This window comes from Pseudodesulfovibrio pelocollis, from assembly GCF_030282845.1.
GTDB classification, from domain to species: domain Bacteria; phylum Desulfobacterota; class Desulfovibrionia; order Desulfovibrionales; family Desulfovibrionaceae; genus Pseudodesulfovibrio; species Pseudodesulfovibrio pelocollis.
Window position 1 is genome coordinate 1 of sequence record NZ_JASTWE010000036.1, and the last position, 25710, is coordinate 25710.

At 64.8% G+C, this 25710-nt stretch carries 18 protein-coding genes; 8 read left to right on the forward strand and 10 right to left on the reverse strand.

Going from position 1 to position 25710, the window contains the following annotated elements; all coding sequences use genetic code 11:
- Positions 1-84 precede the first annotated feature (84 nt).
- The gene (locus QQS14_RS12345) at positions 85-855 is read right to left on the reverse strand and encodes a type III pantothenate kinase (protein ID WP_285907308.1); all 771 of its coding nucleotides are present in this window, start codon (positions 853-855) and stop codon (positions 85-87) included.
- A gap of 130 nt (positions 856-985) precedes the next feature.
- Complete coding sequence (locus tag QQS14_RS12350) at positions 986-3175, reverse strand: methyl-accepting chemotaxis protein (RefSeq protein WP_285907309.1); 2190 nt, start codon at positions 3173-3175, stop codon at positions 986-988.
- A gap of 203 nt (positions 3176-3378) precedes the next feature.
- Here QQS14_RS12350 and QQS14_RS12355 point away from each other — a divergent pair, with 203 nt between their 5' ends.
- The 5 genes from QQS14_RS12355 (at position 3379) to acs (ending at position 11402) form a co-directional block, all read left to right on the forward strand.
- Positions 3379-4425 carry a hypothetical protein gene (locus tag QQS14_RS12355; protein WP_285907310.1) on the forward strand — a complete coding sequence of 349 codons (1047 nt, stop codon included), beginning with the start codon at positions 3379-3381 and terminating at the stop codon, positions 4423-4425.
- Between the two features lie 3 nt (positions 4426-4428).
- A complete protein-coding gene (locus tag QQS14_RS12360; RefSeq protein WP_285907311.1) occupies positions 4429-6936 on the forward strand; it encodes a cytochrome ubiquinol oxidase subunit I in 2508 nt (835 codons plus the stop codon).
- A 194-nt stretch (positions 6937-7130) separates the two neighbouring features.
- Complete coding sequence (locus QQS14_RS12365) at positions 7131-8297, forward strand: hypothetical protein (RefSeq protein WP_285907312.1); 1167 nt, start codon at positions 7131-7133, stop codon at positions 8295-8297.
- Between the two features lie 212 nt (positions 8298-8509).
- On the forward strand, positions 8510-9379 hold the full coding sequence (locus QQS14_RS12370) for a LytR/AlgR family response regulator transcription factor (protein ID WP_285907313.1): 870 nt from the start codon (positions 8510-8512) through the stop codon (positions 9377-9379).
- A gap of 106 nt (positions 9380-9485) precedes the next feature.
- The gene (acs, locus tag QQS14_RS12375) at positions 9486-11402 is read left to right on the forward strand and encodes an acetate--CoA ligase (protein WP_285907314.1); all 1917 of its coding nucleotides are present in this window, start codon (positions 9486-9488) and stop codon (positions 11400-11402) included.
- Between the two features lie 80 nt (positions 11403-11482).
- Here the strand turns inward: acs and QQS14_RS12380 are convergent, their stop codons facing one another.
- From QQS14_RS12380 to QQS14_RS12410, 7 genes are all read right to left on the reverse strand, one after another.
- Positions 11483-12250, reverse strand: a complete 768-nt coding sequence (locus QQS14_RS12380) for a hypothetical protein (RefSeq protein ID WP_285907315.1) — start codon at positions 12248-12250, stop codon at positions 11483-11485.
- 192 nt (positions 12251-12442) lie between these two features.
- Entirely contained in the window at positions 12443-12994 is a 552-nt protein-coding gene (locus QQS14_RS12385) for a hypothetical protein (RefSeq protein WP_285907316.1), read from the reverse strand.
- 126 nt (positions 12995-13120) lie between these two features.
- Positions 13121-13327: a heavy-metal-associated domain-containing protein gene (locus QQS14_RS12390; RefSeq protein ID WP_285907317.1), complete on the reverse strand. Its 207-nt coding sequence runs from the start codon at positions 13325-13327 to the stop codon at positions 13121-13123.
- A gap of 43 nt (positions 13328-13370) precedes the next feature.
- The gene (locus QQS14_RS12395) at positions 13371-15869 is read right to left on the reverse strand and encodes a heavy metal translocating P-type ATPase (protein WP_285907318.1); all 2499 of its coding nucleotides are present in this window, start codon (positions 15867-15869) and stop codon (positions 13371-13373) included.
- Positions 15870-15982: 113 nt separating this feature from the next.
- On the reverse strand, positions 15983-16582 hold the full coding sequence (gene cysC / locus QQS14_RS12400; RefSeq protein ID WP_285907319.1) for an adenylyl-sulfate kinase: 600 nt from the start codon (positions 16580-16582) through the stop codon (positions 15983-15985).
- A 52-nt stretch (positions 16583-16634) separates the two neighbouring features.
- Entirely contained in the window at positions 16635-17783 is a 1149-nt protein-coding gene (locus QQS14_RS12405; protein ID WP_285907320.1) for a hypothetical protein, read from the reverse strand.
- A gap of 214 nt (positions 17784-17997) precedes the next feature.
- On the reverse strand, positions 17998-18411 hold the full coding sequence (locus tag QQS14_RS12410; protein WP_285907321.1) for a hypothetical protein: 414 nt from the start codon (positions 18409-18411) through the stop codon (positions 17998-18000).
- Positions 18412-18721: 310 nt separating this feature from the next.
- Here QQS14_RS12410 and QQS14_RS12415 point away from each other — a divergent pair, with 310 nt between their 5' ends.
- Positions 18722-19567: a sulfide/dihydroorotate dehydrogenase-like FAD/NAD-binding protein gene (locus QQS14_RS12415; protein WP_285907322.1), complete on the forward strand. Its 846-nt coding sequence runs from the start codon at positions 18722-18724 to the stop codon at positions 19565-19567.
- Positions 19560-20993 (forward strand): NADPH-dependent glutamate synthase, encoded by a 1434-nt coding sequence (gltA, locus tag QQS14_RS12420; RefSeq protein WP_285907323.1) that lies wholly within the window; start codon positions 19560-19562, stop codon positions 20991-20993. Before QQS14_RS12415 ends, gltA begins: the two co-directional genes overlap by 8 nt.
- 233 nt (positions 20994-21226) lie before the next feature.
- Here the strand turns inward: gltA and QQS14_RS12425 are convergent, their stop codons facing one another.
- Positions 21227-24145 carry a DEAD/DEAH box helicase gene (locus tag QQS14_RS12425; RefSeq protein ID WP_285907324.1) on the reverse strand — a complete coding sequence of 973 codons (2919 nt, stop codon included), beginning with the start codon at positions 24143-24145 and terminating at the stop codon, positions 21227-21229.
- A gap of 94 nt (positions 24146-24239) precedes the next feature.
- On the opposite strand from QQS14_RS12425, the gene QQS14_RS12430 reads away from it, so the two are divergent.
- Positions 24240-25661, forward strand: a complete 1422-nt coding sequence (locus tag QQS14_RS12430) for a response regulator (RefSeq protein ID WP_285907325.1) — start codon at positions 24240-24242, stop codon at positions 25659-25661.
- Positions 25662-25710 lie beyond the last annotated feature (49 nt).

Here is a 25710-nt window from a genome sequence, read left to right on the forward strand (position 1 = left end):
GGTTCAAGGCCGAAGCGTACTCCGGGTACGCGAGGGTTTGAACCTTTTGAAGCAACGACGCAGATCGCCGTTTTTCAACAGCCGCTATCTATTGTAATAGGCCATCCACAGCCCTTCCATGACCAGATCCGGGCGCAGCTCGTCGATGGACCCAGCCACCTGGGCGATGGTGCGCGACAGCCCGCCGGTGGCCACCACAAAGGGGTCGGCCATGCGCGCCGAAAGCTTGGCGACAAGGCCGTCGATCATGGACGCGAAGCCGAAGACGAGCCCCTGGTTGAGGCACTCTTCCGTGCTTGTACCCCAGGAGAGGATGTCGCTCTCGACCCTGAGATCGACATTGGGGAGCTTGGCCGTGCCGCTGGCCAGGGCCGTGCGCGACGAGAGCACGCCAGGGCAGATGAGGCCGCCCTTGAAGGCGTTGCCCATGACGCAGGCCAGGGTGGTGGCTGTGCCGAAGTCGATGACGATGAGGTTTTCCGCGTCATAGGTGAGCCGGGCCGCCAGGCAGCCCACCAGGATGTCCGCGCCGGTCTGCTCGGGCCGGGCGTATTCGTTGGTCAGGTCGATGGGCAGGTCGCGCCCGGCAAAGACCGCCTCGCAGCCGAGAAAGCGGCGGGCCATGCGCAGAAACAGCGGATCGAGCGGCGGCACCACCGAGCAGATGACGCATGCCTCCACGCTTCTCGGGTCCACGCCCTCGCGGCTCAGGATCGACTCGACCTTGAGGCCCCAGTCGTCGTCGGTGTTGGCCGGGCGGGTGGGCAGGGTGTAGCTCTCGCCCAGGCCCGCGTCGTCGGCCAGACAGAGCTTGGTGTTGGTGTTGCCCGCGTCAACGAGCAGGACGGTTCCCATGGCTGCCTCCTTGGTCGTTTTATCCGGCCGGGCCAGCCCGGTCAGGCGCATTGTCTACCTGTTTCCCGTCAAATGGCAAGGCCCGCGCTCCTGCCGCCAGGAGCGCGGGCCGATGCGGTCGGAAGCGGCGCTAGAACCGCTCGAAGTCGTCCGGATCGTCACCCGTGGGCCTGCCTGGAGCGGCCCCTGTCAGCGGCTTGGGCGCACCCCTGGTGCCTGATGAAACCTGCCTGCCGCCCTTTCCGACGGGCAGCCCGGAGGCGGGTCTGGCCGTGGCCCGCGCCCTCACGGCCGGGCCATGATCCAGATGGAAGTAGTCGATGGCCTCGCGCACCTGGGCGGCGTGACCGGCCAACTCCTGGGACGCGGCGGCCACGTGCTCGGCCTCGGCCGTGTTCTGCTGCACCACCCGGTCGAGTTCCAGGATGGCGGCCTTGATCTGGCTGCCGCCGGAATACTGTTCGGCGCTGGCCGCAGCGATCTCCTGCACCAGTTCGGCGGTGCGGGTGATGTCCGGGACCATCTTCTCCAGCATCCGGCCCGCCTGCTCGGCAATGGCCACGCTGTTGCCCGAAAGCTCGCTGATCTCGGCCGCGGCCACGCCGCTGCGCTCGGCCAGCTTGCGCACCTCGGCCGCCACCACGGCGAATCCCTTGCCGTGCTCCCCGGCCCGGGCCGCCTCGATGGCCGCATTGAGCGCCAGCAGGTTGGTCTGGCGCGCAATCTCCTCGATGATGGCGATCTTGTCCGCGATGGAGCGCATGGCCTCCACGGTGCGGCCCACGGACTCGCCGCCCTGGCGGGCGTCGGCGGCGGCCTGCCGGGCGCTCTTCTCGGTCTGGCGGGCGTTCTCGGTGTTCTGCTCGATGTTGGAGGTCATCTGCTCCATGGAGGCCGAGACCTCTTCCACGGCGCTGGCCTGATTGGCCGCACCCTCGGACAGGGATTGCGAGGTTCCGGCCAGGGCCGCGCTGCCCTGGGCCACGTTCTCGGCACCTTCCTGCACCGAATCGACCACCCGGCGCAGCACCTCGCCCATGGAGTTGAGGGCCGCGGCCAGCTCCTCCAGCTCGTCGCGCGGGCCGCGCTCGTGCACGGGCAGTCGCTCAAGGGAGAGATCGCCGCTGTTGACGCTGTTCATGGCCGCCACCACCCGGCCGATGGAAACGCTGATAATCCGGGAAAAGTACAGGGTGACGAGGATGGCCGCCGCCAGCATGAACAGGCCCACCCCGGCGGACCAGACCTTGGTCTCGGTCAGGGCGGCGTCCACGGCCCGCTTGCCCGCCATGAACTCCTCCACATGGCCGGTGCCGATGATGACCCAGTCCCACGGGGCGAAGTAGGCGGCGGTGAGGTACATGTCACGCGGGGCCGAGGCACCCGGCTCGGTCAGGGTCGCAGCCAGGGACACGGGCGTGCCCCCCGCGCTCTTGGCCTCCTCGATCAGTTCGGCGTAGACCGCCTTGCCTGCCGTGTCGCGCACATCGAGGAGGCTGGTGCCCTCGAACCGGGCCTCGCGGTGCATCCTGACCGTGCCGCGCCCGTCGCCCGAGCCGCTGACCACGGTCAGGGCGCCGCTTGCGCCGATGACCACGGACCGGAAACCCTGGCGCAGCTCCTCCACACTCTCCTGGGGAATGCCCACATAAAGACAGCCGATGACCTTGCCCGCGTCGTCCCTGATGGGCCGGTACTGGGTCAGGTACCAGGCGCTGACCACAAAGGCCGTGCCCCGGTAGGTCTCGCCCGACATGACCGCCCTGGCCACCGGGCTTGAAGACGGAATATAGGTGCCCACGGCGCGCCTGCCGTCGGCCGCGCGGATGTTGGTGGCCACGCGAAGCAGGTCGCCCTGCTCGTTCATGGCCTGAAACACGGTGCAGGTGGTGCCGGTCAGGGCCATGATCTCGTCCACCATGGCCGTTGGCGTATTCGGGTCATAGTTCTGGCCGAACCACCGGCCCCCAAGGGCCATGGCGGGCAGCGACACGGTGCGCCGCTCGCCCGAGACCTGATTGACCGCCTCCCAGTTGACCCGCTCGTCGAGCTGGCCGATGGAGCCGCCCCGGGACACGATGTCCTGAAGCACGCGCATGTCGTTTTCCAGCTGCCGCACCAGGGTGGCGTGCTGGGTGGCCAGCAGGTTGCGGGCGTCGGCCACGGCCACGCCCATCTCGCTCCTGGCCTGTTCGTTGAACGAGTCGGTCAGCGTTCCGGCCACCATGGCGCTCTTCCAGAGAAGAATACCCAGTATCCCCGCCGTGGTCAGGCCGATCAGCGTCGCCCCGAGCAGTGTCATTCGCGTTCCTATCTTCATGAATCCCCCCGTTTTGCCTTGCTATACGCAAAAACCTCTCGCAAATTTTCCACACGGATTCATGCTACACCGAACTGCCTGTTTATACAATAGGTTTCGGAAAACATAACGACTCGGGGCCAAAACGCACGCAAGTTGGCACCCCCTTGCCATCGGTTCCGGGATTCCCTATGAAGTAGGGTGAGTCAAAAAAGGAGCACCCCATGAATCCGGCGTCCCTCATCCCCCTGGCGGAGCCCATCCCCATCCACTGGGCATGGTTCGACCTGCTGCTGGTGACCACGTTCACGGCGCACATCCTGTTCATGAACGCCCTGGTGGGCTCGGCGGCCATCGGTCTGGTCCATGCCATGCGAGGCGACAGCGGGCTGGCCAGGGAGGTGGGCAAGAAGGCACCGCCGCTCCTGGCCCTGACCATCAACCTGGGCGTGGCCCCGCTCCTTTTCCTCCAGGTCAACTACGGGCAGTTCGACTACGTCAGCACCGTGCTCATGGGCGGCTGGTGGCTGGCCGTGATCGCCGCGTTGATGCTCGCCTACTACGGATTCTACGCCTACAAGTTCGGCCACGACTCCCTGAGCCCGGCCCGACGCACCGCGCTGCTGGCCATCTCCCTGGCCGGAACCGTCTACGTGGCCCTGATGCTCTCCACCAACATGACCCTGATGCTGCGGCCCGAATACTGGCCGCAATATTTCGACAAGGCCGGGGCCGCCATGCTCAACTTCGGCGACCCCACCCTCTATCCGCGCTTCCTGCACTTCATGGTGGGCGCGGCAGCCGTGGGCGGGCTCTTCGTGGCCCTGCTCGGCCGATGGGGCAAGAACGACGTCTTCGTGGACGTGGGCATGCGCTGGCTGACCCGGGCCACCCTGGTCAACCTGGGCATCGGCCTGTGGTTCCTCATCTCCCTGCCGCAGGAAATCCTGCTCGCCTTCCTGGGCGGCAGCATCCCGGCCACGGTCACCCTGGTGGCCGGACTGGCCTGCGCGGGCATGCTCCTGGCCGCCGGATTTCGCAAACAGCCGGTGCAGGCCACGGTCTGGGCCGTGCTCACGGTCTTCTTCATGAGCCTGACCCGCCACTGGCTGCGCGCCCTGTTCCTCAGCCCCTGGTTCAACATCGCGGACACCCCGGTCACGGGCCAGTATTCGCCGGTGCTGCTCTTCGCCGTCTTCCTGGTGGCCGGGCTGGCCGCCATGGCCTACATGCTCAAACTCTACTTCAAATCGCGCGAGGGGAGGGCGTAACCCATGGAATATCCCATCTGGCAACTGACCACCCTTGGCGGCGGATTCTGGATCGCCCTCATCGCCACCCTGCATGTCTACGTGGCCCACTTCGCCATCGGCGGCGGCCTCTTCCTGGTGCTCACCGAGCAGGCGGCCTACCGCACGGGCAACCCGCACCTGCTCGAATACGCCAAGAAGCACAGCCGCTTCTTCCTGCTGCTGACCATGGCCTTCGGCGCGGTGTCGGGCGTGGCCATCTGGTTCACCATCGCCCTGCTCGCGCCCCAGGCCACCATCACCCTGATCCACAACTTCGTCTTCGCCTGGGCGGCCGAGTGGGTCTGTTTCACGGGCGAAATCGTCGCCCTGATCATCTACTACTACACCTGGGACACCATGAACCGCCGCGACCACCTCATGGTCGGCTACATCTACTTCATCTTCGGCTGGTTCTCCCTGTTCCTCATCAACGGCATCGTGGGCTTCATGCTCACCCCCGGAGACTGGCTCCAGACCAGGGATTTCTGGGACGGCATCTTCAACCCCACCTTCTGGTCGTCTCTGGTCTTCCGCACCTTCTTCTCGGCCGCCTGCGCCGGGCTCTTCGGCTTTGTCACGGCCACACGCATCATGGACGAGGAGACCCGCGTCAGCGTGCTGCGCACCTGCTCGGCCTGGACCATCGCGGGCGTAGCGGCCGTTGTGGTCACCGGCTTCTGGTATGTGGCCTCGCTACCCACCGCCCAGTACGAAATGATGTTGCTCAAGTCCCACCGGGTGGCCGGATTCATGAACTGGTTCTGGCTCACCGCCGGGCTGACCCTCTTGGGCGGGCTGACCATGGCCCTGCGCATGCCCCGGCGCATGACCTTCCCCCTGGCCATGGTCGTGCTCATGGCCGGACTCGGCCTCTTCGGCTCCTTCGAGTTCATCCGCGAGGCCGCACGCAAGCCCTACCTGATCTGGGACTACGCCTATTCCAACTCCATCATCAAATCCCACGCCGCGGTCATCAACCAGGACGGTGCCCTGGCCCGGGCCAGATGGACACCGCCCGACCTGCGCGACGGCATCACCGCCGACAACCGCATGGCTGCCGGGGCCTTCCTCTACCAGCTCCAATGCGCGTCCTGCCACTCCATCGGCGGCCCCATGAACGACATCCGCAAACGCACCGCCATGTACGACACCGACGGCATGGACTCCTTCATCTCCGGCATGGGCAAACTCAATCCCTACATGCCTCCCTTCCTCGGCACCCCCGGCGAACGCGCCGCCCTGGCCGCCTACATCGCCGAGGATCTCAACGGCAATGCCCCCCTGGCCCGCACGGCCGTTCCGACCCCGGAACCCGCCGCACCCGCGCCCTTCAACCCGGACGAGGACACCCATGTCCTGCTGGCCTGGACCGACCAGGGCATGACCTTCTACGCCCAGACCGATCTCTGGACCCTGCTGCCCCCGGCCATCACCCTGCGCGCCCAGCTCATCCTGCGCGACCCGCTGCCCGAGGTGGTCACCAGCGGCGTGACCCTGACCTTTGCCGTGGACCCCGGCTTCGAGGGCAACACCCTGACCGGCTCCCTGGCCCCGCACGAAGACGGCGGCCGCTTCGAGGCGACCCTGAACGTGCGCCCCTACGCGGACGGCGCGTTCAACCCGCTGCCCATGGCCACCATCGAGGCGCGCGACGCCGGCGGCCAACTGCTGGCCACCACCCGCGTGGCCCTGCCCGTGAGCGACCAGATGGGCTGCCGCAACTGCCACGGCGGCGACTGGGCGCGCCACGACTCGGGCGTGTCAACGGCCACGGCCGAAAACATCCTGGCCGTGCACGACCGCATGAACAAAACTGACCATGTGGCCCGCTCAAGAAAAGGCCCCATCCTCTGCGTGGAATGCCACGACGACCCGATCCAGAACGCCCGAGGCGCGGGCGATCGGCCCAATCTCTCGGCCGCCATCCACGGCTCCCACGCCGTCTACCTGGCCGGGCGCGATGCCGAAGACTCCTGCCTCAAGTGCCATCCGCAGAACACCCTGCGCGGCCTCCACGCCGAGGCCGGGCTCGACTGCGCCAGCTGCCACGGCCAGATGGAGGACTTCGCCATCGCCCTGCTCAAGGGCGAGCAAAGGGCAGGCAAACAGGGCGCAGACAAACTCCTGACCCTGCTCACCCCGCGCTCGGTCAACTCGGCCGACGAAATAAACCCGCGCGCTCCCTGGCTGGCCGAGCCCGATTGCCTGACCTGCCACAGGGACTACACCGCGCCAGACACCATAGACGCCTTCAACGCCGAAAGCTCCGCCGAACTCTACTCCACCCGACGCGACGACCTGGGCGCGGTCTACTGCGCGGCCTGCCACGGCGCACCCCACGCCATCCACCCGGCCACAGGACGCGACTCGACCCAGCCCGTGCAATACACCGGCAAACCCCAAGCCCTCGGAGCAAACGGCTCCTGCTCGGCCTGCCACGAGTTCGACATGGAAGACGCCGCCCACCACCCCGGCATGGGCGTGGAATAGGGAGGATGCCTCCGGCGGCCAGGGGGAAGGGGAGAGGGAAACCCTTTTCGAAGTGCCCTTGAAGTGTTCTAGTTTTGATATTGCTAAAAGGCCTTTTAGCAATATCAAATGAAAACGGTATGTTGACTTATTTGCTGTACGTGTTACCAGTAGGCCTCTTGCTGCTTTTCTAGAGTAGAACGGATGGAGGCGGTGTGGATAAGAAAGAAGCGATTTCGTTAGCTAGCCAGAAACATCATGCAATCAGTAGTGAAAACTGCAATTTTGCGAAAATCAATGCAAGTAAGCCTGTTTGGTGGGTGGATCCAAGAACCAACAGTGAGGCATCAAGGTGGTTTTTGCTATATGCCCCTGGTTTTTTGTATGTGTTGGAAATCCCAAGGGGCATAATAAACTTTAGTAACTTTAGAAAAAAAGATGAAAAATCGGTTAGTGTTGAGATAGCAACTGCCGACTTCATTGATGTAAAGTCAAATGGCACAAGGTATAATTTTACAAAACATATTATAGATAAGATTCATTGTGCGTATGCAGGTAGTCCTGCTGCTTCAATGGGACCTGTACGAAGAGCAAGCAGCTGGCCAAAATGGTCCTTGCCCAGTGAAAATGAAATACTTCTATTGGCAAAATCCACGATGCCGTTTGTTCGCTTTTTACATCCTGATATTGTTGAACTGATCGTAGCTGATAACGAAAGACGTCGAGATACTTGGGTAAAGCAATTGAAGGATTGTGGAATATCCAAAGAAATGTACCTTTGGGAATTATCTCCTTGTGCCTTTCCTGGAATTCGGCGCTATGCTGGAAGCAAAGAGATTGCCCAGTTTCGAGGAAAAACAAAGGAACATAGGGGACAGCCAGAATATGCATTGAGCCTTGACGATAATGATTTTCCGAAACAGATATGGTCCCATGTCTTTCGCGGAAAGCCTTTTCAAAAATTTGGGCCAGATGGGTATTCATTGGCGCATTTGGTCGACCATAAGGCGTATAGGAATCGTTGTGACGATGAATTTAGTTGTGAATCGGGGAATGATTTTCCGAAGCGATTGTTTGGCCTATATACAAGTGTTGCCAATACGGTCTACATACCTTCGAATTTTTTGAAACCGACGGACTTCGATGGAACGATTCGAATGTTACTTCAGCGCAAGGCATATGATCTTTATGGAGCTGTTTGTAATCTGGTACCCCCCTTGATGACGATAAAGGAATCACCATCTCCGTCATGGGATATTGATCAATTTGATTGGGCTGAGCCGGTAGGTTCGCTTTCAGGCGTAGAAGGCTTTTTGGCCTATCGCGCAGAAGTTATCGATGGTTTGCTGGAGAAGTGGAAATCTTCGGTGGCTGGTTCGTGAAAGTTGCCCTTGAGTTGTCCGAAATGTATTGAAGCGAGACGATTGTTCTTCATATGAACAAGAGCTTGAGCAGTCCGAGAGCATGACTTTTGGCACCCTTCCACCCGCCTGCGCCGCAGCGCTGTCTTGCGTGCGGGCGAAAATGCGGGTAGGTGATGGGAGTGGGTCGAACCTGGCCCGGGGACTGTGTATTTTTCCAAGCGATGGTCGGAATGCCCAAGCTCAAGACTTTGCTCATCCATCCTGATCCAGAGGTCCGCACCGCGCTGCGCGATGTGCTGGAGGATGTGCGCTTCATCCAGGTGCTGGGCGAGGCGGTTTCGGCCTTTGAGGCCATGGAGATGCTGGAGGCGATTCCTTACGGCGTGTTCTTCGTGGCTGTTGATCTGCCGGGCGGGGCATCGGGCATCGAGATGGCCCAGATGCTGGCCGGGCGCAAGCACAAGCCCGCCCTGGTCTTCATCTCCGATACCGAGGCCCATGCCTATGCGGCCTTTGAGCTGGGGGCCACGGATTATCTGCTCTGGCCGCCTCCGGCCGGGCGCATGGCCCGGACCGTGGACCGGCTCCAGAATTTCAAGACGCGGTTTCGCGAGGTGCCCGCCCCGGCCAGTTATGCCGCGGACCCGGACGACCCGGAGGACGAGCGCGAGCACACGGTGCAGCTGCCCCTGCCCGAGGAGGAGCAGGACTCGTTCCTGGCCGCGCTCAAGTCCGCCTGGAACCAGACGGGCGGGCGCAGGCTGGAGATCGAAAAGCTGGCGGTATCTCAGGACGGCCGCACCATTCTCATCCCCTACGACCAGATCATCTTTGTCGAGGCCTTCGAGGACTACTCGTACGTGCACACGGCCAACCAGAAGTTCTTGTCGTCGCACCGGCTCAAGAACCTGGAGGACAGGCTGGAGCCGCACCGGTTCTTCCGTGTGCATCGCAAGTATCTCGTCAACCTGGACATGGTCACGGAGATCGCCAGCATGCCCGGCTCCAACTTCATGCTGCGCACCGCGGGCCGCACCCGCATCGAGCTGCCCATCAGCCGCCGCCGCATCGCGGAGTTGAAAAAGGTCATCGGACTGTGACCGTTCGCCCCGCCGCAGGAACCGCTGGCCGAATATAGCGGGCATTGCGGCGGCATCGTGCTATCAATGAGACTCGCTGATTGTTTTTGGCGGCGAGGAGGAAACAATGGATCAGTCAGGCGCACTTGACAGCTTGCTTACCGAGGAGCGGGTCCTTCGCCCGCTGCCCCAGCTGGTCATCGAGGCCAACATCAACCCCCAGGAGCTGGAGGCGGCGCGCAAATTCGCGGCCATGGACCCCCTGGGCTACTGGGAGGAGGCGGCCGACGAACTGGACTGGTTCAAGAAGTGGGACCAGGTGCTCGACGACAAGGACGCCCCGTTTTACCGCTGGTTTGCCGGGGCGCGCTGCAACATCGTCTACAACGCGCTCGACCGCCACATCGAGACCGCCAACAAGAACAAGCTGGCCCTGATCTGGGAGGGCGAGCCCGGCGACTCGCGCAAATACACCTATTTCGAGCTCTACCGCGAGGTGAACCGGTTCGCCAACGCCCTGCGTTCCCTGGGAGTGCGCAAGGGGGACCGGGTGGTCCTCTACATGCCCCCCCTGCCCGAAACCGTCATCGCCATGCTGGCCACGGCCAAGATCGGGGCCATCCACTCGCTGGTCTTCGCGGGCTTTTCGGCCAAGGCGCTGCGCCAGCGCATCAACGACTGCCAGGCCAAGCTGCTCATCACCGCCGACGGCTTCTACCGCAACGGCCACATCATCAACCTCAAGGAGACGGCGGACGCGGCCCTGGTCGGCTCCTGCGCAGACTGCGTGGAATCCATGGTGGTGGTGCGCCGCTGCAACATCGGCGTGGAAATGTCCGACGGCCGCGATTTCCACTACGACGATCTGGTCCGCCAGGAGCGCAACGAGGCCCCCACCGAGGTCATGGATGCGGCCGACCCGCTCTTCCTGCTCCACACCTCGGGCACCACGGGCAAGCCCAAGGGCATCGTCCACTCCCACGCGGGCTACATGGTGGGCGTGCACCGCACCCTGACCTCTGTCTTTGACATAAAGCCCACGGACATCTTCTGGAGCACGGCCGACCCGGGCTGGGTCACGGGCCACAGCGCGGGCATCTACGGCCCGCTGCTGGCGGGCACCACCTCGGTCATGTACGAGGGCCACCCCAATTATCCCCAGGCCGACCGGCTCTGGTCCATCGTGGCCCGCTACGGGGTGACCATCTTCTACACCGTGCCCACCATGATCCGCATGCTCATGCGCTTTGGCGCGCAGTATCCCAAGCAGCACGATCTCTCCAGCCTGCGCCTCCTCGGCTCGGTGGGCGAGCCCATTTCGCCCGAGACCTGGATATGGCTCTACAAGAACATCGGCCGCAGCGAATGCCCGGTGCTCGACACCTGGTGGCAGACCGAGACCGGCATGTTCATGATCGCGCCGCTCCCCATCTCGCTGCTCAAGCCCGGCTCGGTGACCAAGCCCCTGCCCGGCGTGGAGGTGGATGTGGTGGACCGCGAGGGCAACCCCATGCCGCCCGGCAAGGGCGGACTGCTGGTGGTCACCAAGCCCTGGCCCGCCATGATGACCGGGCTGTGGAACGACGACGACCGCTACAAGGAATACTGGACCAAAATCCCGGGCGTGTACTACGCTGGCGATGTGGCCAGACGGGATGAAGACGGCTACATCTGGATGCAGGGCCGCGCCGACGATGTCATCAACATCGCCGGGCACCGCATCGGCTCGGCCGAGGTGGAGGCCGCCTTTGCCGCCCATCCGGCCGTGTGCGAGGTGGCGGTCATCGGCATGCCCGACCGGATCAAGGGCGAGGCGGCCAAGGCCTTTGTGGTCCTCAACGACGGCTTCGAGCCTGACGACGGGATGATCAAGGAACTCAAGCGCACCGTGCGCAACGAGCTTGGCCCGGTGGCCGTGGTCAAGTCCGTGGAGTTCCGAAGCGAACTGCCCAAGACCCGCTCGGGCAAGATCCTGCGCCGCGTGCTCAAGGCCGAGGACATGGGCCACGAGATCGGCGACCTGACAGGCGTTGACGAAGACTGATTCCCACACGCCTGAAACGCACTGAGCCGCCGGTTCCCTGATTCGGGAGTCGGCGGCTTCGGACGTTTATCAACAGCCTGTTAGGCGGTCATGGACACGAGCTGCGGCATGGCGTCTGCCGGGACGGCACCGTAGGCGGCAAGGGCGGCCCTGATGGTGCCCCGCGAAGGCGCGAGGGCGTCGAGATTGCTGGTGATGTCCTGAAGCTGGGCAGCCTCGTCCATGTCCTGCCTGAGGGATTCGAGGAGCGCCTCGGTCAGGTTCGGGACGTTCCCGGCCGAAGCCGGGGCCTGGGCAGAGCGCAGAAAGGTCCGGGCAGCGGCTTCGGTGTCGGCCGCGCCCATCTGCACGGCCAGGAACTGTTCGTTTCGACCGTTGTCGAAATAGGCGTTGAGCTGGCCGTTGACGCCCGCATTGAACCGGGCGATGGCCTGGTCTCCGGCCGCAAAGCCCTGGGTGCGGTCGATGAAGCGGAGCGTGTCGAGCAATCCCTTGCCCAAGGTCTCCTCGGTCACGGTGTCGGCCGTGGCGGCCATGAGCATGCCCGAGGCCGCGGCCCCGGTCTCGTTGCCGAAGCGCTCGCGCACCCAGTCCAGGCTGGCCGCCAGGGAATTGCGCAGGGAGGTGGCGTCCCGCTCCTGGCCGGACTCGTCGAGCCCGGCCTCCATCCGCCGGATGATCTCGTCGGCCGTGGTCTGGCCCAGGGTCTGGGGAGCCGTGCCAGGCAGGGAGCCGGGACGCACCGAGTAGGCCGTGGCCGCAGTGGGGCCGACGCCGGAGCGCAATCCCTGCACGCCCCAAGGGTTTATATGGCTCGCCTGGATGATCATGTCCGTCTTATCGGCCACTGCCCCGCATTCTTTACGGCACTGCGACGGAAAAACGGACCCGGGGCGGGCCAAGGCGTTTTCCGTACGTGTTGACGGAATTCGCCATTGGCCCATGGGGCACAATTGGTTGAGCCACATCTGTTGCAAACGTCATGGCCCAAATCGGGACAGCTTATTAGATGTTTTTTATAACAACAGAACACCAACCACCTAACGATTTTCCAACCCTTTCTCTGCGCGTTGATTCCGAATGAAATCCCTATTGTCGACGATATGTTTTTTTAAATCTTCCAATCCAGACAATACGAATGCGTAAATTTCTTCATTACTGTCCTTATCTAGAAAATAGTATTGATTGTCGTTGTGCCATTGAACTGCCTCATCAATAGTCGCAATCCATTCATCAATGTCGCCCCCAATATACTGATTCAATGGTGTTCCAACGGTATGCATTAAAGCGGAGAACAGGGCAGGGTCTCCTGACGGCTTGAGCGAAGGATTGGCTTGCAAGTACGCTCTGTAACGAATTTGTCCTATATAAAACCATTTGACTCCCTCCCGCTTTTCCCCTTCCGAGAACAATATGCCAGCGCGTGTAAAATAGGTTGCAGGGTGTCCGTTGAGCATCGTGCTTTCCACTTCCGAAGCACTCATGTTTGAGAGTTCTGAAGGTTGCACGATGTAGTCTGAACTCATATTCTTTTTCGCAGAAGTGCAACCAACGACAAAGAGACAAAGCGAAATCAAGACAAATCGTTTCATGTGTTCTTCCCTAATCAAGAGCATTATTTGAGAATCCCCCGAGCACTATGCTTTGGGGATTTGATCATGTGTTTCAGGCTTCGGCGTTTCTGGGAAACGTCGCGGGTCCTGTCGGGCCGCGCGGGATCAGCCGACCACTTCAAATCCGATGCGGGTGATGGCCTCGGCCATGGCCGGTTTGTCGATGGGGCCGTTGCCCGTGGGCTCGGCATAGGTCACGTTGCCCGAGAGCAGGTCCACGCGCACGTTGGTCGCGCCCAGCGCTTCAAGGGCCTGGGTCACGGACTTGACGCAATGCTGGCAGCTCATTCCCTTCACTTTGATCACTGGCATGGGGTCTCCTTTGCTGCTGACCGGACGGGCTGCCCGCCCGATGTTACCCTTTGAAAAAGCGCAGGCGCAGGGCGTTGCCCACCACGGTGACCGAGCTCATGGCCATGGCCGTGCCCGCGATCATGGGGTTGAGGGTCGGGCCGCCAAAGATGTGGAGCACCCCGGCGGCCACGGGCAGGCCGATGACGTTGAAGGCAAAGGCCCAGAACAGGTTCTGCTTGATGTTGGTCATGGTGGCCCGCGACAGGTTCAGGGCCGTGAGCAGGGCGCGCAGGTCGCTCTTGATGAGCACCACATCGCCGGACTCGACTGCCACGTCGATGCCCGAGCCCATGGCCACGCCGATGTCCGCCAGGGCCAGGGCCGGGGCGTCGTTGATGCCGTCGCCGACCATGGCCACCTTGCGCCCTTCGGCCTGGAGCCGCTCGATCTCGGCGGCCTTGCGGTCGGGCAGCACCCCGGCGATGACCGTGTCGATGCCTGCCCGCTCGGCCACCACCCGGGCCGTGACCTCGTTGTCGCCGGTGAGCATGATGGGCGTCAGCCCGGCCCGCTTGAGGGTTGCCACCACCTCGGGCGTCTCGTCGCGCATGGCGTCGGCAATGGCAAAGATGGCGTTGAACTTGTTCTCGCTGGCAAAGTAGACCACGGTCGCGCCCTGCTGCGCATAGTGGCTGATGGCGTCCACGGCGAACTGGTCGTCGTCCAGGGTGATGCCGTTGTCCTCCATGTAGGCGCGGTTGCCGATGAACACGGTGCGGTAGCCGATGGTGGCCCGGATGCCCTTGCCCGGCACGGCCTCGAAGGCATCGGGCGCGGGCGGGTCAAGCTCGAGCTTGCGGGCGTGGCGCATGATGGCCTGGGCCAGGGGATGCTCGCTACTGCTCTCGGCGGCGGCGGCCAGATACACGGCCTCGGTCTGGGCCATGGTGCCCCGGACCATGGTCACGGCGGCCAGCTCCGGGCGGCCGTGGGTCAGGGTGCCGGTCTTGTCGAAGACCACGGTGTCGAGGCCGCCCGCCTCCTGGAGCGCCCGGCCCGACTTGATGAGCACGCCAAGCTGCGCGCCCCGGCCAGTGCCGACCATGATGGACACCGGCGTGGCCAGCCCCATGGCGCAGGGGCAGGCGATGACCAGCACGGCCACGAAGATGCGCAGCGAAAAGGGAAAGCCCGCCCCGCCAACGAAATACCACGCCAGCCCCGAGGCCACGGCCAGGAGCATCACCGCCGGAACAAAGTAGAAACTGATGCGATCGGCCAGATTGGCGATGGGGGCCTTGGACCCCTGGGCCTCCTGGACCATGCGGATGATGCGCGCCAGCATGGTGTCGCGGCCCACGCGCCGGGCCGTGACCGTCAGGGCGCCGAAGGTGTTCAGGGTGCCTCCGGCCACGGTGTCGCCAGCCGCCTTGCCCACGGGCATGGGCTCGCCGGTGAGCATGGACTCGTCCACGCTGGAGCGGCCGTCGGCCACCTCGCCGTCCACGGGAATGCGCTCGCCCGGCTTGACCAGCAGTGTATCGCCCGGCTCCACCTCGTCCACGGGCACGGTCACCTGCTGACCGTCGCGGATCATGGTGGCCGTGTCCGGGGCCAGCTGCATCAGGGCGCGGATGGCGTCCGAGGTCTTGAGCCGCGACCGGGCCTCGAAATACTTGCCCAGCGAGATCATGGCGATGAGCACGGCCGCGGACTCGTAGTAGAGATCCATGGCCAGATGCACGGCACCATCCGGGTCTGCCACGAGCATGGCCGCCGTGTTCCAGAGCGAGTAGACAAAGGCCGCGCCCGTGCCGATGGCCACCAGGGAGTCCATGTTCGGCCCGCCGCGCAGCAGGGCCGGGATGCCCTGGAGGTAGAAATTGCGGCCGGACCAGACCACGGGCAGGGTCAGCCCCAGCTGGACCAGGGCAAAGGTGACGGGGGCGTGCATGGGGTCGAGCCAGCCGGGCAAGGGCATGCCCCACATGTGGCCCATGGAAAGGATGAGCAGCGGCAGGGCGAAGAGAAAGGCCGGGACCAGTTCGCGTTTTTGCGCGTCCAACCGCTCCTGGGCCTCCCTGCGCCGGGTCTCGAACCGGGCGCTCGCCTCGCTGCGGGGCTGGGTGGTGAACCCGGCGTCGGCGATGGCCTGGCGTATGTCGCGGCGCGAGATGCTGGCCGGGTCAAAGAGAAAGGTGCCGGAGTTGGTGGCCAGGTTGACCGAGGCCGAGTCAACGCCCGGCAGCGCCCCGGTCACGCGCTCGATGCGGCCCGAGCAGGCCGCGCAGTGCATGCCCCCGATATCGAGGCTCAGCTCCTCAAGTCCTGTGCCTTCGGCGCTCCCGGCCGGAAACTGCGCCTCGAACCCGAGTTCGACAACGCGCCCGGCCACGGCTTCCAGGGTCGTCACCTCGGGGTCAAAGGTCATGTCCATGGTTTCCGAGGCGAGGTTGACCGAGACGGCCTCCACGCCGTCCATGCCCCCCACCGCGCGCTCGATGCGGCCCGAGCAGGCCGCGCAATGCATGCCCTTGATCTGTGCCTGTACTGATTTCATCTGCGGGTTCCTCGTATGCTTAGCGGGGTCTATAGTGCGCGGGAAGACGCGCCTTGGCAAGCCGGGAGGGGAAAATGATGGTCGCGGCCAGCGGCCGATAGGCCGGAGAACGCCTACAGGGCCGAAGTCTTCAGGATATACTCCACGACCGTGTTCGCGCATTCGTCGAGGTCCGCCTTCTCGGTTTCCAGTAGCAGATTCGGAACGGACGGGGCCTCATACGGGGCGGAAATCCCGGTGTAGTTCTTGATCTTTCCCTCCCGTGCGAGGCGATAGTAGCCCTTGGTGTCGCGCCGCTCGCACTCCTCCACCGAGCAGGAGATGAACGCCTCATGGAAGTCGTCCGGGCCGACGATCTCGCGCACCCGCTCGCGGTCGGCGCGAAGGGGCGAGATGAAGGCGCACAGGCAGATGGTGCCGTTTTCCAGGAAGAGCTTGACCATCTCCGCGATGCGCCGGGTGTTCTCGGCCCGGGCCTCGGGTGAGAAACTCAGGTCGCCGCACAGACCATGGCGGACGTTGTCGCCGTCAAAGACCTTGACCCGCACGCCCCGCTCGAACAGGCGCTTTTCCACCTCGTGGGCAATGCTGGACTTGCCCGAGCCCGAAAGCCCGGTGAACCACACGGCAAGGGCCTTGTGGCCGTTCAGGCGCTCCCACATCATTCGGTCCACAGCCCCCCTGAAGGGACGGATGTTCTTTTCGGATTCCACGCGGTCTTCCTTGTTCTCACGGCCGTGCCGGATTCTGGCACGCCCCTTTGGATTATTCCGTTTGCAGGAAATCGGCCACGAAGTCGCCCAGCGCCGTATAGCCGATCTCGTTATAGTGCGTCCAGTCCGTGGGGCCGTGAATCACGTCTTTCAACGCCGCCTGTCGCATGGCCGGGCGCGCGTCCAGAAACTCCAGGCCGAGTTCTCCGGCGATGGCGGCCACCTGGGCGGCCAGCGCGTCGCTGCGCCTGTTCAATTCGGCCGGGTCCGCTGTCATCTCGTCGCCCTCCCACACCACGCGCAGGGGGGATTCGGTCTCGTAGCATACCGGCGGCGAGGGCAGGTAGACCACAACATAGCGGCTTTCGCTGAAAAACGCGTGCGACTGTCTGAGCGCCCCCTTAAGCAGGCAGAGGGCATCGCGGTGCTGCGCGTCGGTCAAGGCAAAGGCGCTGCTGAACAGCGGCGTGGCCACAGGCGTTTCCCGGCCGTTGACGAGAACCCTGTTGGTCCCGGTGTCCTGCGTGTCGTCGAACTGCGGAACCTTTTTCCACGGCTTGTAGTAGACCATGCGGTAGAGCATGTTGGCAAACAGCAGGCGGTCGCCGAACTTGTCGGGCACGCCGGACGCCTTTTCGGCGATGAACTTCCCAAGGAACGTGTCGAGTTCCCGCTCATCGCAGGGATTGTCGTTTTCAGGACGGTAATACTTGTTGATGAAGGTGGTGTTGTCCGTGAGATCGTTGCCTTCATAGAAATAGTAAAGGACCGTTTCCGGTGATGGCAGCGAAAAGCCCGCGTTTCGGATATAGCGCACGGAGTGTATCGGATTGACGCATGCCCCGTCCACGCTGCCCGCGCCGGGCACGCCGAAGACGAAGACATCCTTGCCCAGGCGGCGGTGGATGGTGTTGGCGCTGTGATATTCGGTCATCAGGTCCCAGCCCTGGCGATTGAACCAGTCTCCGGCTCCGGCGGCATAGGAGTCGCCCAGCAGGGCGATGTATTCCCCGGACGGGACCGTGCCTTCGACGCTGGACTGGATCAGACGGCGGGTATCCCTGGTCCCGTAGTGATAGTATTTCTCGGGAAGGTGCGGAAAAATTTGCGGAAAGACCAGAAATTCGATGACTGCATAGGTCATGAGGACGCTGCCCAGGACCAACAGTGTATTGGCGATTCGGCTGCCGACGGATTTCAAGGCGCGACCTCCTGACATGCATTGGCTGTTTCCCTGACGGGTTTGCCGCCAAGACGATGGGACCGAAGGGCTGTAGGATGGCCCGTCCAGAACGGTTCGCCATCCGGGCACGGCCTTGGCGAACACAACATCATGGGGCTGAAAACCATGGCTGGCCCATTTTGTCCAGCGCTTTGGCGCGGTGAAGGCGCTGTCCTGGTCAGGACAGGAAGGGTCAGACCACCGAGGCGAGCATGGTGCCGGGCGGCAGGTCGGTATCGCGGGCGGCGCTGGCGTAGGCGGCCAGGGCGGCCCTGATGCGGCCCGGGGACGCCTGGCCGACGGCCTTGGCGCCTGAGACGGCCCGGTCGCGATGATCGGCCCCGCTGAGCCCCAGGTTGGCGCGCAGGGTGGCCACCTCGGCCTGGGTCGAAAAGGCTGCGGCCTGCTGCCGTGCGCGGCGCGACTCAGGCGAGAGGGCGGTATCGACCACCACGCTGGAGGATTCGTAGTCCAGTCCGAACCGGCCCAGGCGAAAGCCGAGCGCGGTGGTGGTCACCGTGGCCCCGGGCCTGTCGGTCACCGCCTCGCGCCGGGCGGTCCCGGCGTTGATCTGGTACTGTTCCACGGCGTGGGACTGAATCCGCACGACTCCCCCTGCTTCGGCCCCGGGCATGAAAAAAGCCGGGGCGCGTTCATTGGCAGCCCGGCCGTCCCTGCGGCTTGGAGCGTGGGCCACTGGCCCGCTCCCACCGCGCTCTCTCCAGAGGGACCCGTGGTTTTCCGCTTCCCGTCCATGGGAATTGGCACGTGATGATAATGGTCTTTGATGATCAGGATACCCGGTCCGATCGGTTTTGACAAGCCCGCCCGCGAAGGCTACTACCTGTGGCTTTGCCACACGGCCGCAACGCCGTGCCCCACGGGGAATCGTCATCAACCGCAGCCAAAGGGTTTCCATGGGCTACACCATCCTCGAAAAGCAGGAGCTGATCCCGGGCCAGACCACCATGATGGTCATCGACGCCCCGCAGATCGCTGCCAAGGCCCGGCCGGGCAACTTTGTCATGCTCAGGGCGTCCGAACGCGGCGAGCGCATCCCCCTGACCATCGCCGACCGCGACAGCGCGCGCGGCACCATCACCATCGTCTTCCTCGTGGTGGGCAAGACCACGGCGGAACTGGCCGCCCTGAATCAGGGCGGCGAAATCCTCGATGTCTGCGGCCCGCTAGGGCGGCCCACGCATATCGAGAACTCGGGCACAGTGGTCTGCGTCGGCGGCGGCACGGGCATCGCGGCCATGCACCACATCGCCAAGGGCCACGCCGAGGCGGGCAACCGGGTCATCGCCGTGGTGGGCGCGCGCAGCAGGAACCTGCTCCTTTTCTGCACCGAGCTTTCCGCCTTCTGCCCGGAGCTGCGCGTGGCCACGGACGACGGCTCGGCCGGGCACAAGGGATTTGTCACCGAGGTGCTCAAGGACATCCTCGACTCGGGCGAGACCATCGCCGAGGTGGTGGCCATCGGGCCGGTGCCCATGATGGAGGCGGTCAGCCGCGTGACCCTGCCCTATGGCGTGAAGACCACGGTCTCCCTCAATTCCATCATGGTGGACGGTGTGGGCATGTGCGGCGCGTGCCGCTGCACCGTGGACGGCAAGACGCTGTTCGCCTGCGTGGACGGCCCCGAGTTCGACGGCCACGCCGTGGACTATGCCGAGCTCAAGGCCAGGCTGTGGCAGTTCAGGGAGCAGGAGCAGGGGGCCATGGAACGATTCAGCAAGGAGTGTCGGTGCGATGGCTGAGATGAAGACCAAACGGAAGATCAGGCCCCGGGTGGCCATGCCCGCCCAGGACGCCCTGGCCCGCGCCGGGAATTTCAACGAAGTGGCTCTGGGCTACTCGCGCGAGCAGGCCCTGGTGGAGGCCGAGCGCTGCCTCCAGTGCAAGACCCCGACCTGTCAGGCGGGCTGTCCGGTGGAGATAGATATCAAGGGCTTCATCACCGCCCTGTGCGACGATGATCTGGCCAAGGCCTACGACATCCTCCGGCAGACCAACTCCCTGCCCGCTGTCTGCGGCCGGGTCTGCCCCCAGGAGCACCAGTGCGAGGGCGCCTGCGTCCTGGGCCGCAAGCACGAGCCCGTGGCCATCGGCCGCCTGGAGCGCTATGTGGCCGACGCCTTCATGCGCCAGACCGGGGATACCCCCGACGCCTGCCGGGCCGCCACGGACCTCGACGCCTGCATACCGTCCCGTCCCGAGCGCCGCGTGGCCTGCATCGGCTCCGGCCCGGCCTCCCTGACCGTGGCCGGGTACCTGGCCGGTCGCGGCATCAGCGTGGACGTGTACGAGGCCCTGCACGAGCCGGGCGGGGTGCTGGTCTACGGCATCCCGGAATTCCGGCTGCCCAAGGCGGTGGTGGCGCACGAGGTGGACGGGCTCAAGGCCCTGGGCGTGACCTTCCGCTGCAACTGGGTGGGCGGCAAGACCATCACCATCGACGACCTCTTCGACCAAGGCTACGGCGCGGTCTTCGTGGGGGTGGGGGCCGGGCTGCCCCGCTTCCTCGGCATTGCCGGCGAAAACCTGGTGGGCGTGTTCTCGGCCAACGAATACCTGACCCGGATCAACCTGGGCCGCGCCTACGACCACCTCAACCACGACACCCCGGCCTATCACGCCCGGCGCACCGTGGTCATCGGCGCGGGCAACGTGGCCATGGACGCGGCCCGCACCGCCCTGCGCATGGGCTCAAGCGAGGTCTCGGTGGTCTACCGGCGCAGCGAGGCCGAGATGCCCGCCCGGCGCGAGGAGATCGAACACGCGGTGGAGGAAGGGGTGCGGCTGCGCTGCCTGTGCGGCCCGCTCTCCTTTCACGGCGACAACCAGGGGTGCCTCAAGGGGCTGACCGTCCAGAAGATGGCCCTTGGCGAGCCCGATGCCTCGGGCCGGTGCAGCCCGGTCTGCCTCGACGGCCAGACCGAGCAGATCCCCTGCGACATGGCCGTCATCGCCGTGGGCACCCGGCCCAATCCCATCCTCATCGAGGCCACGCCCGACCTGGGGCTGAACAAATGGGGCTATGTGCAGACCGACCCGGACACGGGCGAGACCTCCATCCCCAACGTCTTTGCCGGGGGCGACATCGTCACCGGCTCGGCCACGGTCATCTCGGCCATGGGCGCAGGCCGCCGCGCCGCCCAAGAGATCGCCCGCAGGCTGCTCTAAAACGGCGATCTGCGTCGTTGCGTCAAAAAGTTCAAACCCTCGCGTACAGGAAGTACGCTTCGGCCTTGAACTTTTTTCGCGCCTAGCATCTCACCATTTTTGAGCAGCCTGCATGTTCTGACTTATTCAACAACGAGACCCTTGGCTTGCTCCCTTTCCGCCCACAAGGCCCCGCCCGGCGAAAACCGGGCGGAGCCTTGTCACGTCTGTTTGGCAGGAACGGACCGCCAGCGCTACCAGTCCACCGGCAGCCGGACCTTCTGGCACGCCTTGTTGGTGAAGTAGATGTGGCCGTGCTCGCGGCCGTGCAGGTAGAGGTCGCGGGTGGCGGCCACGTCGTCGCGGCAGTACTCGGTGATCAGGTCGAGGCGGCCCTCCTTCCACCATTTGAGGGCCATCAGGCCGTCGGCCGTCTTGCCCCCGCCCAGGGTGGCCCGGGCCACGTTGTCGAGCTTGAGGCGGTAGCCGAGGCGGTTGTTGATCTCCACCAGCAGGTCGAGGCTTGGCAGGCTGCGGAAGGCAAAGGGATGCAGGCCGCCCAGCACCGCGTAGTCGAACTTCACATGATTGAAGCCGATGATCAGGTCAAAGGTCCGCAGCCGGGCCACCAGCCCGTCCAGGTCGTCCTGGCCGTAGTCGAACATGGCCTCCTCGCCCGAATCCCAGACGCAGGCCACGGACACGCCCATGCGGTCGGCCCGGTGCCAGCCGCCCACCTCGTCGGCCGAGAAGCGGGTCTCGATGTCGATCACTCCGAAGCGCTCGGGCGCGGGACGGCGCGGCGTACTTGGCGAAAACGGGGCGGACAGGGTCATGGTCACCTCCTTGGCTTCGGTGGCGGGCGATGCGCCCGTGCGGATGGATTCGAGCACATAACGGGCGGCGCGCTTGTCGATGGGCCGGTTGCCCGAGCCGCATTTGGGCGAGTGGACGCAGGAGGGGCAGCCGGTCTCGCAGGGGCACTCGTCGATGGTGCGCAGGGTGGTCAGGAGCAGTTCTTCGGCCTGCTCGAAGGCCTGACGGGTCAGGCCCGCGCCGCCGGGCATGCCGTCGTAGATGAACACGGCCGGGCCGTTCACCTGGGGGTGCATGGGGGTGGAAATGCCACCAAGGTCGTTGCGATCTGTCATGACCAGGAGCGGCAGCATGCCGATGGCCGCATGCTCGAAGGCGTGGATGCCGCCCATGAAGTGCAGGTATTCTGTCTCGCACCCGATGCGCACGGTGTGGGGAATCTCGAACCACATGCCCTCGGTCTCGAAGCGCAGGGGCGGCAGGTCGAGCGGGGTGATGCCCAGCAGCTTGCCGCCGCGCACGGCCCGTTTCTCGTACCCCGTGATCTGCTCCGTGACCTTGAGGCGGCCGAAATGGACTCGGGTGCCAAGGCAGGCCCGGGTGCCGAGCACCTCGAGAATCTCCGTGTCCTTGCTGCCGCGCGGGCGGGTGTAGTAGCCCACCCGGGCGCGGCGGGCGCGCACGGCCAGGGCGCCCATGTCCATGTCCTCGATGACGTAGGTCTTGCCCCGGTGCAGATAGACCGCGCCCGGATGCGCCTCGCGAAAGGCGCGGTGGGCGTCCAGGGTGCCGATGACCGGTCGCCTGCCCTCGCCCGACTCTGGGTCCTCGCCCGTGATGTCCTCGATGTGCATGGACCGGCCCGCGCCGCGCAGGTCCACATCGCGATGGGGCCGCTTGCGAAGGGTGACGATCTCGCCGGGGTGCCCTGACGGGGTGTCGGCCACCTCGCAGAGATGGCCCGCCGCGATCAGCTCCTCCACCCTGCGGCCCACGGCCTCCTCGCGCAGAAAGGTCTCGCCCCGGCGCAGGGTCAGTTCGGCCGCGGCGCAGATCAGGTGGCGGTCCATGATCACCGGGTTGTGGGGATTGAGCACGGCCGATTCGGGCGGCCGGGCAAAGAAGTCCTCGGGGTGGCGCATGAAGTACTGGTCCAGGGCGTCCTCCTGGGCCACCAGGGCGACCACGCTGTCGCGCGTGGTGCGGCCCACCCTGCCGCCGCGCTGCTGGGTGGCCATGATGGAGCCGGGGTAGCCGACCATGACGCATAGGTCCAGCCCGCCGATGTCAATGCCCAGTTCCAGGGCCGAGGTGGAGATGACGGCCAAAAGCTCGCCCGAGGCCATGCGCGCCTCGATCTCGCGCCGCTCCTCGGGCAGGAACCCGGCGCGATAGGCCGAGATGCGCTCGCGATACTCACCGCCGCGCTCGCTGGCCCACAGGGCGATGAGCTCGGTCAGCTTGCGCGACTGGCAGTAGACGATGGTGCGCATCTCCCGGGCCAGGGCCGAGCGCAAAAGCTCAATGGCCGCCTGGGCGGGCGAGCCCTCGGGGTTGATGAAGAGCATGTGCCTCAGGCCCCTGGCCGCGCCCGATTCGAGCACGGGGTGCGCGTCAAGGCCGGTGAGCATCCGGCACAGCTCCACCGGGTTGCCGATGGTGGCCGAGGAGAAGATGAAGGTGGGCCGCGCCCCGTAATACTCGCACAGCCGCAGCAGGCGGCGGAAAACCATGGCCATGTGCGAGCCCATGACCCCGCGATAGGTGTGGACCTCGTCCACGATCACATAGCTCAACCCCGCCAGGAATCCGGCCCAGGCACCATGGTGGGGGAGCATGGAGAGGTGGACCATCTCCGGGTTGCTCATGACCACGTTTGGCGGCGTGTCGCGGATCTTCTTGCGAAAATGGGGCGAGGTGTCACCGTCGTAGATGGCGGCCGTGGGCCTGTGCCCGCCCGGACCCACCGGAAGCAGCCCGGCCAGCTCGTTGAACGCTTTAAGCTGGTCCTGGGCCAGGGCCTTGAGGGGAAAGAGATAGAGCGCCCTGGCCTCGGGATCGGCCAGGCAGTGATCCATGACCGGCAGATTGTAGCACAGGGACTTGCCGCTGGCCGTGGGCGTGGCCACCACCACATGACGCCCGGCCCGGGCGAGGTCCACGGCCTCGGCCTGGTGCGCGTACAGGGTGTCGATGCCCGCCAGGGCCAGGGCCGCGCCCATGGCCGGGGACCAGGGACGGCGCGGGTTTGCATGACGCGCCGCAGCGCCCTCCACCACGCGGTGGTGGGCCACCTGGACGGCCATGCGCTCGGAGTCGAGCAGCGCGGCCACGTAGTGCGCAATCGGGTTGTCCACAGGGCCGAAGGGTAGTATGGGGAAGGAAGTGAGGCAATATAATTGTCACGGGGCGGGCCAGGACACACACTGCCCTCTGGAGGATCGCGAGAGCATGAACAGGACCATTGCCGACAAGAACGACAACGGGGCCCGCCAGCGCATTCTGGTGGTGGACGATTCGGTCTCGGTCCGCTTCGCCCTGGAGAAGCACCTGTCCGAGGCCGGATTCGAGGTGGCCCTGGCCGAAGATGGCGAGGAAGCCCTGGGCAAGGCCGTGGAAGGCGAGTTCGATCTGATCATCACCGACGTGGACATGCCCAGGATGGACGGATTCGAGCTGTGCCGCCGCCTCAAGGAGGAGTTCAAGACCTCCTCAATCCCCATCATCATCCTCTCCACCCGCGATTCGGACGAGCGCGTGGAGCAGGGATTCCGCGTGGGCGCGGACGCCTATCTGGCCAAGGGCGACGACATCCGCGAGAGCATCGAGCGCATCAAGGACATCGTCCGGGCGCGCAACTTCCTGACCGGCAGCAAGGTGCTGGTGGTGGACGACTCCTCAAGCATCCGTCTTTTCCTGCGCGTGGGCCTGACCGAGAACGGCTTCACGGTCAGGACCGCGGTCAACGGCCGCGAGGCCCTGGACATGCTGCCCGGGTTCCGGCCCGACCTGATCATCACCGACCTGATGATGCCCGAGATGGACGGCTTCGAGCTGTGCCGGGCGCTGAAGCAGTCGGAATTCGCCGCTGTGCCGGTCATCGTCATGTCCACCATGGGCGACAAGGGCATCATGCGCCGCCTGATGCGCGAGGGCGCGGCCTCGTTCCTGATCAAGCCCTTTTCCGTGGCCCAGCTCTCGGTGGTCATCGAGGAGATTTTCTCGTCCAATTTCCGGCTCCTGCTCGAGGAAAAGGAGCGGTTGCAGACCGAACACCGGCTGACCCTGGCCGCCATCGCCAGCCTGGTGCAGGCGCTGGAGGCGCGCGACAGCCTGACGCGCGGCCACTCCGAGCGGGTCGCCCTGGTGGCGGTGGGCATCGGCGAGGAAATGGGCTTCAGCCCGCCCGAGCTTGAGCGGCTGCTGCTCATCGGCAGGCTCCACGACCTGGGCAAGATCGGCGTGCGCGACGACGTGCTGCTCAAGAAGGACTCCCTGACCAACACGGAATACGAGCACGTCAAGGCCCACTCCAACGTGGTGGCCGACATCCTGCGGCCCATCCAGAGCCTGCACGACATCCTGGAGGTGACCACCTCCCACCACGAGCGCTGGGACGGCAAGGGCTACCCCGACGGCCTGGCCGGAGAGGACATCCCGCTCAAGGCGCGCATCATCTCCGTGGCCGACGTATACGAGGCCGTCACCTCGGAGCGCCCCTACCGCGATTCCATGCCCCGGGCCGTGGCCGTGGACATCATCCGCGACGAGCGCGGCAAGCAGCTCTGCCCCACCTGCGTGGACGCCTTCCTGCGCTGGTACGAGCGCACCGGCGGCGTCATCGACCTGCCAGAGGATTATCGGCAGCACTGAAAAAGGGCGGCCATGCCGCCCGCTCATCGCCCTCCTTGCGCCTGCGACT